We start from the raw sequence: 11,777 nt of genomic DNA on the forward strand, positions 1-11,777 counted from the left end.
GCTAACAGTATGAATTTGTGATTATGAAAACCGCGCTTAATGTACCGCTACTACTCAGGCAACTCGTTGACTGCCTCGTACTCACCATGGCCTACGTGACGGCTCAGGAGACGCTCAGCCTCTCCCAACACGTCACCTTCCATCCGGCGAGCATCCCCGTATGGTGCATCAGCATGATCACGTGGGTGGCCACCGGACTTTACCTTCACCTGTATGATGATTTCCGCTCCCGCCCTTTCTCCTATGAGTTTATGGCGATCATCAAAACACTGTTGTTGCACATTTGTATCCTTACCTTTACGCTTTTTTACTTCTTTAAACTCTTCCACTCCCCCAGAGCTTTTATAGGCATCTACAGCGCTTATATATTCATCGGTATGATGGTTTCCAAAATCCTGATCAAAAAACTCTTCCTGCGTATCAGGATGAAAGGTTACAACATGAAAAATATACTGATCGTAGGAGCAGGAGAAACCGCCATGAATTTTCACAACACCATCGCTACCAACGATCATTTCGGTTATCAGTGCGTAGGTTTTGTAGACAACACGCCCAACCAGGCGATCAATGGGAAATATCTGGGACCGCTCTCTTCACTCGGACATATTCTGGAAAACCATGAGATCGATGATGTGGTGCTGGCCATTCCTGAAAGCAGCCGTGAAGAAACAGAAAGTATCATTGTGGCCAGTGAGAAAGCTGCCAAGCGGGTAAAAATCATCGCCAGTTGTTATCAGCACTGCAGCTCTACTGTGAGTATGAGCCTGTTCGGCGCTTTTCCGGTGATCACCATCCGCTCCTCCCCACTGGACCATGCCGGCAATCAGCAGTTCAAGCGGTTGTTCGATATCTGCTTTACCCTCTTTCTGCTGATCACCTTTTCCTGGCTGTTTATACTGATCGCGCTGCTCGTAAAAATCTCGTCGCCCGGCCCGGTGATCTACAAGCAGGAAAGATGGGGACTGAAAAATAAAAAGCTGACCATTTACAAGTTCAGGACCATGAAGATCAACAGTGAATGGAACAGTGACGGCACCTACCGGCTGACTACCCGCAACGATCCCCGCGTAACGCGGATCGGCAAACTCCTGCGGCACACCAGTCTGGATGAACTACCGCAATTTTTTAACGTGCTGAAAGGAGACATGTCCTTCGTGGGCCCACGGCCGCATGTAACCCCCATGCATCTGGAGCTGCAGAAAACCGTGCAGCATTATATGCTGCGTCATCTTGTAAAACCCGGTATCACCGGCTGGGCACAGGTCAATGGCTGCCGCGGTGAAAACGAACGGCTCGACTGGCAGCAACAGCGTATCAATCTGGATATCTGGTATATTGAAAACTACAGCTGCTGGCTCGATTTTCAGATCATATTCCAGACAATCGTTAACCTGATTAAAGGAGATAAAAATGCTTTCTAAAAACAATATTGCCGGCAAGCGTGTCTTGCTTATCAGCTGCAACTATGCACCGGAGCCTAATGGTACCGGCAAATATAATGGAGAACTGATCAATTGGCTGGCGGCCAAAGGATACGACTGTACCGTGCTGACTACCTATCCCTATTATCCGGAATGGAAAATCAGTGCCTCTTACCGTCCCAAAAAATTCCTTTTCTCCCGGGAAACCATCCCCGCCGGGAGTAAACCGGTGAAGGTATACCGGTGCCCGCACTATGTGCCGGCTTTACCATCAGGCGGCAAAAGAGTACTACAGGACTTCTCCTTCAGCCTCGCTGCCTCCGGAAAAATGCTGCATCTGTTACTGCAACGACGCTTTGACGTAGTGATCACCATCGCTCCGTCCTTTCATCTGGGGTTGCTGGCCGCCGGTTACAAGTCACTGCGGCGTACCCGTTTCATTTACCATATTCAGGACATGCAGATAGAAGCCGCCAGCAACCTGGGTATGCTGCGTTCTTCCTGGCTGCTGCAACAGATGTTCCGGCTGGAAAAATATATCCTGCGGCGGGCAGACGTGATATCATCCATTTCCCCGCAGATGGTGAGCAGTATCGCCACGAAGGCCTCCCGCGAAGTACAGCTCTTCCCCAACTGGGTAGACGTGGACCGATACTTTCCACTGGATAATCGTGCTGCCCTGAAAGAACGATTCGGTTTCTCCGCCAATCACAAAGTAATTTTGTATTCCGGTGCGCTGGGAGAAAAGCAGGGACTGGAAAACGTACTGGTGGCAGCACGACAGCTACAGCATCACCCCGATATCCGTTTTGTGATTTGTGGTAACGGCCCCTATCGGCAGCGGCTGGAAGCCCTTGCCGCTGAATGGCAGCTGCCGCAGGTTACCTTCCTGCCGTTACAGCCAGCGTCGCATTTCAACCAGTTTCTGAACATGGCCGACCTACACCTGGTGATACAGCGGGGCCAGGCGAGCGATCTGGTGATGCCCTCCAAACTCACCACCATTCTGGCTGTAGGCGGAGTACCCATCGTTACGGCCAACGAAGGCTCAGGACTGTATCAACTGATTAATCAACACCGTATAGGCATTTCTGTTATAGCAGATGACGCCAACGCTTTAAGCCAGGCCATCGAGGGGGCTTTACAGGGTGGGACCTGTGACATCTCAGCCAACGCGCGCAGGTATGCGCAGGAGCAGCTGGCTATCGACCATATCATGGAACGTTTTGAACGGGAAATTCTACAGGCGCAGCAGCCCGTATAGCAACAATGTTCTGGAAGGAGAAAATTTCATAGTGGGCGGGGTTATATTTACCCAGGGGTTGCAGGCCGTCAGGTAACAACCTGTAAAAATGATATCCCGGCAACAGATCAATGATATCTTTAAAAAATGTGCGGGAGATCACATTCATCTCATTAAATTCTATTTGTATCACCTTTACCATTCCGCCGGAAATACACTGGCGGGCTCCTTTCAGGACGGGCAGCTCGTGTCCCTCCGTGTCTATCTTCAGTAGCGCTATTTCATCGATGCCATGGGATTGTACATATTCATCGAGCGTTGTCTGCGTAATCGACACCGCTTCAGCCACGCCATCATGCAGCGTTTCAATTACTTCCCGGTACATGCTCGCATGTTCAGAGCCACCCGCGCCGGAGTAATCGTACATTACTGTTTCCGCTTCCTGATCACCGGCTGCCATCCATACCGGTATAAAATCATATTTCAACGCGGTAGCCTTCAGTTTCTGATAAGCAACCGGATGCGGTTCAAACGCATAGATAGGCAGCCGCACCTCATATCTGCGCAGCATTTCGGAATAGTTGCCCACATTGGCGCCGATATCGAAAACCACGCCGGAAGAAAGCATGCCCCGCCGCTTCAGGTAGCGGATAAAAGCCCGTTCCCCCGAAACGCGTTCGTTTTCGTGGTTCTTGATTCCCAATCCCAACATGCTGGTTTTATAAACGATGAGGTGTAGGGGATAAAACAATTTTCTAACAAATAAAAAAACAAACAACTGCTTGCAGGCACGACCAATTCTGTGCATATGTTTCCGGTATTAAAGGGTAAAAGGATGCAGTCATTAATACATCATGAAGATACGCTCTTAATAACGACAAACATTCATTCATTTTGTTCAATCTCGGATCCCCGGGTCCCCAGGGCTGAAGCCCCGGGCTATGATGTTGTGCAGGTTCGTTTAATGAGGATTCCTGATAAGATAACAGCGTTCAATAAAGAAGATATCCAGATAAAGGAAAAAGCCTTTAAACGGGGTAGTTTAAAGGCTTTTTTTCCTGTTGTTTCATTTTATGCGGGCTTTCACCGCTCAAACCTTTCAGGGTGGAAAGGCTGGAGGTCCATCGATGTTGACTGACCGGCTACAAGTTCAGCCACCAGTTTCCCGGTAGCCGCCCCCAGGCTGATTCCCAGCATGGAGTGACCTGTAGCGACTGTTATATTAGGGTATCGGGATAAATTGCCGATATAAGGCAGACCATCGGCACTGCAAGGCCTGTAGCCGTACCATACCTGGTCTGCCGGTGGAACAGCCATATCAAAGTCAGGGAAATACCTTTTCACCGAATCGAAGATACCCTGCACGCGCCGCATCCGCGGAGGTGTATGCAACGGGGTGATTTCCATGGTCCCTCCGAAACGGACTTTATGACCATCCAGGGGAGAAATAGCTACCCTGGCTTCACTGAGGATGATGGAATGATGTACTTTGAATGGCGTATTTTCAAACGTAACAGAATAGCCCCTGCCGCCCACCATGGGGATATTGAGCCCCAGCTCTCTGGCGAGCGCAGCGCTCCATACACCGGCGGCCAACACCACATGATCGGCCTCGAGCGTGGCAGTGGTGGTACGCACGCTGGTGATCCGGTTGCCCGACGCAGCAAATCCCGTCACTTCCTGATGGCGGATAAACTGTACGCCTTGTTTTTCCAGATACGTCTGCATACTACGCATCAGCAGATTGGGAGACAACTGGGAGTCACCGGGAAAATACACGGCACCCAAAGCTTCCAGTTTCATATCCGGTTCCATCTGCAAAAGTTCTGCTTTGCTTAACACGCGGGCATCGATACCCAGTGCTGCCGCTTCTTTCACTGTTTCATGTGCGTGATGAGCATTCTTTTCTGTCTGGAATAATTCCATCATGCCGATCGGCGCATAGGCGAAATCAAGGCCTGGCACAGAAGTCCACGACTCATACAGTTGTTTACTGAGCAGCGCGATATCACGCAGCGGTGCGGCGGAACGCTCCACATGTTGACGGGTGGCGCTTTTCATAAACTTCAGGCCCCAGTTGACCAGGTCACGGTTGAGCGACGGCTGGATATAAAAAGGGCTGGACGCGTTCAGCATCCATTTGAGCCCCTGCCGTACGATGCCCGGCGTGGCCAGCGGCACGAAGTGGCTGGGGCAGATGTAGCCGGCATTGCCGTAAGAGCAGCCCTGCGACATATCTGACCGGTCTACCACAGTGACGCTGTAGCCTGCCTGTTGCAGGTAGTAGGCGCTGCCCAGTCCGATAATACCGCCGCCGATGATGATTACTTTCATAGTCTGTATCAGATTACCTGTAATCCGTAAGCATAAGGATCGTCTTCCGGATCGATAGAAATAGTATTGTATCCATATACCCTCGCCCATCCTTCGATGCTGGGGCGGATAGCCGGCATACCGCCGATGGTGGTTTCCTCCTCTATCCTGCCGGTGAAGCGGGAGCCGATGATACTTTCATGTACAAAGGCATCGCCGCTTTTGAGTTTGCCTTTGGCGTACCACTGCGCCATGCGGGCGGAGGTACCAGTACCACAGGGAGAGCGGTCGATAGCCTTGTCGCCGTAGAACACAGCATTACGTGCGGTAGAAGTGGAGTCCAATACTGCGCCGGTCCACAATACGTGGGAACAGCCATTGATATTCGGATTGTCGGGATGTACGAAGCTGCGGTTTTCGTTTATCCGTCTGCGTAATTCCCGGGCCCAGCCGATGAGTTGGGAGGCCGTGAAATGTTCCAGTCCGGGGAAACGTTCCTGTACATCCACGATGGCGTAGAAGTTGCCGCCATAAGCTACATCCACGGTGAGTGGTCCCAGATCGGGGCAGTCTACGATAATACCGGTAGCAGCCAGATACGACGGTACGTTGGTGAGCTTTACGCTTTTCACTTTGTTACCCTGCTGTTGATATTTTACTTCGACCAGTCCGGCGGGTGTTTCCATTCTCACCCTGCCAGGTGTCTTCGGGTTGATCAGTCCTTCTTCGATGGCGATGGTGATGGTACCGATGGTGCCATGGCCGCACATGGGCAGGCATCCGCTGGTTTCGATGAAGAGCACAGCCACGTCATTGGCCGGATCATGCGGTGGATAGAGGATACTACCGCTCATCATGTCGTGCCCGCGGGGTTCAAACATCAGGCCTTTCCGGATCCAGTCGAATTCCCGGAGAAAGTGGTCTCTTTTTTCGCTCATATTGCTGCCCTTCAGGATGGGGCCGCCGCCGGCCACCAGCCTTACCGGATTACCGCAGGTATGTGCATCGATGCAAAAAAATGTATGCTTCACGGTGGATGTGTTTGTTGGTTAATAAAATGGCGCAGGCCTAACGTTATCGGCTATACTGGTTATCGGTCAGTCGCCAGATACCGCGCGGGTTGGCATCTTTGAGTTCATCAGGCAGCAGCGTGTCCGGAAACTGCTGGAAGCATACGGGCCTTACCCAGCGCCGGATAGCGGCAGTACCGACGGAGGTGAAGCGAGCATCAGAGGTGGCCGGAAAGGGACCGCCATGTACCATGGCAGCACATACCTCTACCCCGGTAGGGGCGCCGTTCAGGATGATACGGCCGGCCAGTGTAACTTGTATGTCGATTACTTCCTGCCATTGTGTGAGATCTTCTTCCGTGGCCATCACGCTGGTGGTCAGCTGGCCTTTGAGGCTGCTGAGTACCGCCAGCAGTTCTGCTTTGTCTTTACAGGCTATCAACAGTGCATGTGGGCCAAACACCTCTTCTTTCAGTGCCGGGTTAGCCAGTATGGCCACACCGGAGGTGGTGGCCAGGGAAGGTCGTACGGTGCTGGCATCGAAATCCAGTACCGGCGCGGGTGACAAGGTCACCTCCTGATTGGCCAGCATACGGCTGCGTCCATCCAGGAAAGCGCTGTGGATGCCGGGATGCAACATTTTCTGTGGCGCCGTTTTTTCCAATGCCGCACCCAGCTGCTGCTGAAAGGCGGTGAAGGCGGGGCTTTCCAGCCCTATCAGCAAACCGGGATTGGTGCAAAACTGTCCGGCCCCCAGCGTGATAGAAGCGGCAAAAGTCTCTGCCAGTTCAGCGCCACGTGTTTCCAGCGCCTGTGGCAGGAACACGACCGGGTTCACGCTGCTCATCTCTGCGAAAACGGGGATGGGCACTTCCCTTTCCGCCGCGTAGGCGCAGAGAGCTTTACCGCCCTGCAGAGAACCGGTAAAGCCCACGCCTGTGGTATAGGGATGAACGACCAGCGCTTTGCCGGTATGATAGTCGCCGGTAACATGCTGCACGGTATACGCGGGCATACCGCTCTGTACCATCGCAGCCTGTATGGCTTCAAACATTAACAGGGACGTGCGTGGGTGCGCAGGGTGACCTTTTACCACCACCGTAGCGCCGGCCGCCAGCGCGCTGGCGGTATCACCGCCGGCGGTGGAGAAAGCAAAAGGGAAATTACTGGCACCGAAAACCACTACCGGCCCAACCGGCACCAACATCCGACGGATATTGGGCGTAGTATCTATCACGGCTTCTACCCAGCTGCCTTCTTTGATAAGATCGGCAAACTTCTGCAGCTGTGTAGTGGTACGTACTATTTCTCCGTTCAGCCTGGCCATAGGCAGGTTCGTCTCCTCTCCTGCTACCTTCACCAGTGCTTCCCGTCGCGCGGTGATCTCCGCCCCGATGGTTTCAAGGAAAGCAGCCCGCTGCAACGGTGCGATCTTTTTGTATTGGTCATAGGCTGTGGCAGCCTGCTGCATAATCTGATCTATCTGCATAGGTGAATATTATAAAGACAGGTAATCAGGCAAAACCGGACGGTTGGCTACGGCAGTGCGAATTACCTGCAGCACTCTTTCTCTTTCTGCACCTTCCAGTACCAGGCGTGGTGCACGCACATATTCGCTGCCCAGTCCTACTTCTGCTTCTGCCAATTTAATAAATTGTACCAGTTTAGGATACAGGTCCAGCTCCAGCAGTGGCAGGAACCAACGATAAATTTCCACCGCCTCCTGTACGCGGCCTGCTTTTATCAACCGGTATATGGCCACTGTCTCCGCAGGGAAAGCATCTACCAGTCCGCCTACCCAGCCATGAGCGCCCAACACCATTTCTTCCAGTGCTAACGTATCGAGGCCGCACAATATTTTAAAACGATCACCAAAGCGGTTGATCATACGGGTAACGTTGGACACGTCGCGGGTAGATTCTTTTACCGCCTGGATATTAGGCAGTTCCTGTAACTGGTCGAAGATGTCCAGGGTGACTTCTATCTTATAATCAACAGGGTTGTTATATACCATTACCGGCAGGTCAGTAGAGGCAGCCACGGTTTTGAACCAGGTAGCTGTTTCCCGTTCATCGCTTTTATAACGCATAGGCGGCAGCAGCATAATACCGGAAGCGCCCCATTTCTTCACCAGCGCGGCCTGTTGCACGGCGTCGCGGGTAGCCCCTTCAGCGATATTGACCACCACCGGTATTTTACCCGCCACTTTCTCCACGGTGAACCTGGTCAGGGTCTCCTTTTCAGCGGTCGTCAGCGTGCTGGCTTCGCCCAGCGAGCCACCCAGGATAATACCATCAATACCAGCTGCCAGCTGGGCCTGGAGGTTTTTCTCAAACAAAGGCAGGTCCAGTTCGTCGGCTGCAGTGAATTTGGTTGTGATGGCGGGAAATACGCCTTTCCATTCGATAGACATGATATTCTTTTTTTTCCCAAAAGTATTCAGGACACCCGCAGTTGGCTTTCCCGATTGTAATCAATTATAACCCGATATTAACCAGTTTTTAAAAAAACAGAGATACCTTACCGTTTTTTAACCAGTTCCCATCACTGAAGGTTACAATACGGTTAATATTCGTAATATTGACGCATCCAAGCATAACCGGCAATATTTATGAAAGTCTTACAGTTTACCGTACCCGTGCCTCTCGATAAAACCATCATTGTACAAAGAGATGTGCTGCCTTATTTTTATCCGCATCTGCACCGGCACCAGGAAGTACAGCTGACGTGGATACAGCAGGGCGAAGGTACTCTCGTGGCTGATAACAACATGCATGCTTTCCGCCCCAATGATATCTTCTGGCTGGGCGCCAACCAGCCCCATATCTTCAAAAGCGACCCTTCCTACTTTGCCCCCAGAAGCCGCAAGAAAATCATGGCGCTGGTCATCTTCTTTAACCCCGACGGCAACCTGTCGGCATTGTTCAACCTACCGGAAATGAAGCCGCTGAAAAACTTCGTACAGCAGCAGCAATGCGGATTTAAGGTGCCTTCCCTGCAAACGCCCGACATATCGGCGCAGATGCTCCGTATCGCCAACAGCAACGGGCCCGAACAACTGATGCACTTTGTGGAACTGCTCCGCTTACTCTCCGGATACCCGGATATTAGCCCGCTGGCCGCAGTTAATAAAAAGGTCACCGTGAGCGACCATGATGGTATCCGCATCGGGAACATCTACAATTACATCATGCACAACTACGAACACCCTATCACGCTGGAAGACGCTGCCAGTCAGGTACACATGACACCACATGCTTTCTGCCGCTTCTTTAAAAAACATACACTGCACACCTTTGTATCTTTTCTCAACGAAGTACGTATCAATGAAGCCTGCAAAAAACTAACGGACGGAAATTATGATAATATTGCTACTGTAGCTTATACCAGTGGGTTCAACAGCATCACCAATTTCAACCGGGTATTTAAATCTGTTACGGGTAAATCTCCCAGTGAATATCTCAACAGCTATTTTCAGCATGTGGAGAAAACAGGTCAATAACCTGTCTCTGCCTTTATAACATTCACGCCCCCGTACCTGTTAATAAGGTACAACGATTTTGCATCACCCCGCAAACGACAACCCCCATGCGCGTACTACAGTTATTACTCCTGCTTCCGCTGACATTTGTCCCTGCCTCCCTACAAGCGCAGCAACAGGAAAGTAAGGCCGCCACAGCGATACGGCACCTTAAGGAAAGCACCAGGGCAGGCCTGGACTCATTAGACCGGGAGCAGGAAAAAATGGAAAATGACGCCGCCCGCCTGAAAAAAGACGCGGTAGCAGACTATAAAAAAGAGAAGGCTTCCATCAAAAAACATGAAGCTAAACTGCGACAGCAAGTAAAAGAAGAGACAAAAGTGGCAGACGACAAATGGGAGTCCTTTAAAACATCCGTGGAAAAAGACTTTCACGAACTACAACAACGGGTGCATCATCTCAAAGAAAAAATTAAAAAACAACTGCCGGGTGACAATCATCAACTGCAGGACGAGCCGCCAACAGAAAACAACACTGCTCCCACCACCCTGCTGACATAAACGTCCATCTTACATTACCAGCACAGCAGCCCCTTTTATCTCCCCCTGCCGCAACGCCCGCAGTGCTTCATTGGCCTGCTCCAGCGGATAGGTTTGTACAATGGTGGCTATCGGCACATGCTGAATGACCTCCATCAGCAACTCACCGTCTTTACGCGTGAGATTGGCGACGGAATGGATAGAGCGCTCTTCCCACAACAGACGGTATGGGAATCCGGGTATGTCGCTCATGTGAATACCGCCGCATACCACCACACCACCTTTGTCGACCTGCGAAAGTGCCTGCGGCACCAGGGAACCATCCGGCGCAAAAATGATGGCCGCGTCCAGCAATACCGGCGGCGCATCGAGCGAACTGCCGGCCCAGGCGGCGCCCATCTTCAGCGCAAAACTCTCCCCTGCTTTATCCTCCGGTCGGGTGAAAGCATAAACAGATTTGTAATGATACTGCGCTATCTGCACCAGAATATGCGCGGCCGCTCCAAAACCATACAGTCCGATGTGCTGCGCATGCTCCGGCAACATCCGCCAGGAACGGTACCCGATCAGGCCGGCGCACATCAGCGGCGCTCCGCCGGGATGAACATAATTCTCTGGTATATGCAGACAGTAAGCTGCCAGCGCCAATACATAATCAGCATAACCACCATTAACGCTGTACCCTGTAAAGAGCGCATGCTCACACAGGTTCTCCTGGTCTATGGAGCAGTATTTGCAATGCCCGCAGGTGTAAGCCAGCCACGGCACGCCCACCTTTTCTCCGGTTGACAGGGAGGTAACCCCTTCTCCCACCGCTGCCACTTCTCCCACGATCTCATGCCCCGGTATCAACGGCAAAGATGGCGACGGCAGTTCCCCGTCGATGATATGCAGGTCAGTCCTGCATACACCGCAGGCAATCACTTTTATCAATACCTGTCCCGCTGCAGGCATGGGTACCGGCACTGTTTGCAGCGTCAGCGGCTGTCCTTTTTTCTCCATGACCATGGCGCGCATGGTGGAAGGGATGTCGTTTATCATACAAAACATTTATTGTGTACCATACAGGGCCATTTCGTGCAGCAGTTGTGCTCCGGACCAGCGGCCGTCGACCATCAGGCGCCGAAGCGTATATAGCTCCTTCCCTGCTGCCGGCAGGCGGTTGAGCTGAAAGGCCGCTTTGTACCCCGCCTGCTTCACGTGCGCGATGATGCTGTCGTTATAGGCACCAAAAGGATACGCGAAATACCATACCGGCCGGCCGGTGATTTTCTCCAGCTGCTGCCGCGGCGCCACCAGCTCCTTGTTCCAGTCCCTGTATCCGGTCGGGAAAGGATGGTCCCAGGTATGGCTGGCCACCACATGCCCTGCATCAGCCAGCGCTTTCACATTGGCGACCGACAGATAATGTGGTTTGTTTAAGGTAACCGTCATCACAAAAAACACGCCTTTAAAATGGTAGTGCTGTAACAGCGGCGCCGCTATCGAATAATGCACGTCATGGGAATCATCGAAAGTGATGATACAGGCATGCGGTGGAAATGGTTTATGCTGCTGCATCAGGGCTACCAGCTCGTCCGGCAGGATGGTATAGTAGCCGCTGTCGGAAAGCGTTTTCAGCTGTCGTTCAAACTGACTGCGGTCAATATGCAACAAATCGTTCTTATGCTGCCCCGCTGTGGTGATATTGTGGTAGCACAATACCGGCAGCTGCTGAGCGGTGGTGGTCAGCGACAGGCAGCAGCACCAAAAGACAATGAGCCGTTTCAT

Annotated in this window: 11 protein-coding genes; 4 read left to right on the forward strand and 7 right to left on the reverse strand. The window is 52.0% G+C overall.

Features of this window, described 5'->3' with window-relative positions:
• Positions 1-23: 23 nt before the first annotated feature.
• Both ICL55_RS30525 and ICL55_RS30530 read left to right on the forward strand, forming a co-directional pair.
• Complete coding sequence (locus ICL55_RS30525; protein WP_188104885.1) at positions 24-1,421, forward strand: undecaprenyl-phosphate glucose phosphotransferase; 1,398 nt, start codon at positions 24-26, stop codon at positions 1,419-1,421.
• Positions 1,411-2,685: a WcaI family glycosyltransferase gene (locus tag ICL55_RS30530; RefSeq protein WP_188104888.1), complete on the forward strand. Its 1,275-nt coding sequence runs from the start codon at positions 1,411-1,413 to the stop codon at positions 2,683-2,685. The genes ICL55_RS30525 and ICL55_RS30530 overlap by 11 nt, the downstream gene beginning before the upstream one ends.
• Here ICL55_RS30530 and ICL55_RS30535 read toward each other — a convergent pair.
• From ICL55_RS30535 to ICL55_RS30555, 5 genes are all read right to left on the reverse strand, one after another.
• On the reverse strand, positions 2,636-3,376 hold the full coding sequence (locus tag ICL55_RS30535) for an FkbM family methyltransferase (RefSeq protein WP_246496722.1): 741 nt from the start codon (positions 3,374-3,376) through the stop codon (positions 2,636-2,638). The genes ICL55_RS30530 and ICL55_RS30535 overlap by 50 nt on opposite strands.
• Before the next feature lie 371 nt (positions 3,377-3,747).
• On the reverse strand, positions 3,748-4,998 hold the full coding sequence (locus ICL55_RS30540) for an NAD(P)/FAD-dependent oxidoreductase (protein ID WP_188104892.1): 1,251 nt from the start codon (positions 4,996-4,998) through the stop codon (positions 3,748-3,750).
• A gap of 8 nt (positions 4,999-5,006) precedes the next feature.
• The gene (locus ICL55_RS30545; RefSeq protein WP_188104894.1) at positions 5,007-6,008 is read right to left on the reverse strand and encodes a 4-hydroxyproline epimerase; all 1,002 of its coding nucleotides are present in this window, start codon (positions 6,006-6,008) and stop codon (positions 5,007-5,009) included.
• A gap of 43 nt (positions 6,009-6,051) precedes the next feature.
• Positions 6,052-7,476 (reverse strand): aldehyde dehydrogenase (NADP(+)), encoded by a 1,425-nt coding sequence (locus ICL55_RS30550; RefSeq protein ID WP_188104896.1) that lies wholly within the window; start codon positions 7,474-7,476, stop codon positions 6,052-6,054.
• A gap of 9 nt (positions 7,477-7,485) precedes the next feature.
• Positions 7,486-8,400: a dihydrodipicolinate synthase family protein gene (locus ICL55_RS30555; protein WP_188104898.1), complete on the reverse strand. Its 915-nt coding sequence runs from the start codon at positions 8,398-8,400 to the stop codon at positions 7,486-7,488.
• Positions 8,401-8,598: 198 nt separating this feature from the next.
• On the opposite strand from ICL55_RS30555, the gene ICL55_RS30560 reads away from it, so the two are divergent.
• Together ICL55_RS30560 and ICL55_RS30565 are read left to right on the forward strand one after the other, a co-directional pair.
• The gene (locus ICL55_RS30560; protein WP_188104900.1) at positions 8,599-9,489 is read left to right on the forward strand and encodes an AraC family transcriptional regulator; all 891 of its coding nucleotides are present in this window, start codon (positions 8,599-8,601) and stop codon (positions 9,487-9,489) included.
• Positions 9,490-9,575: 86 nt separating this feature from the next.
• A complete protein-coding gene (locus ICL55_RS30565) occupies positions 9,576-10,028 on the forward strand; it encodes a hypothetical protein (protein WP_188104902.1) in 453 nt (150 codons plus the stop codon).
• A 9-nt stretch (positions 10,029-10,037) separates the two neighbouring features.
• Here the strand turns inward: ICL55_RS30565 and ICL55_RS30570 are convergent, their stop codons facing one another.
• On the reverse strand, positions 10,038-11,048 hold the full coding sequence (locus ICL55_RS30570; RefSeq protein WP_188104904.1) for a zinc-dependent alcohol dehydrogenase family protein: 1,011 nt from the start codon (positions 11,046-11,048) through the stop codon (positions 10,038-10,040).
• A 9-nt stretch (positions 11,049-11,057) separates the two neighbouring features.
• Entirely contained in the window at positions 11,058-11,777 is a 720-nt protein-coding gene (locus tag ICL55_RS30575; RefSeq protein ID WP_188104906.1) for a polysaccharide deacetylase family protein, read from the reverse strand.

This window comes from Chitinophaga varians, from assembly GCF_014529945.1.
In the GTDB taxonomy this organism is placed as follows: Bacteria; Bacteroidota; Bacteroidia; order Chitinophagales; family Chitinophagaceae; genus Chitinophaga; species Chitinophaga varians.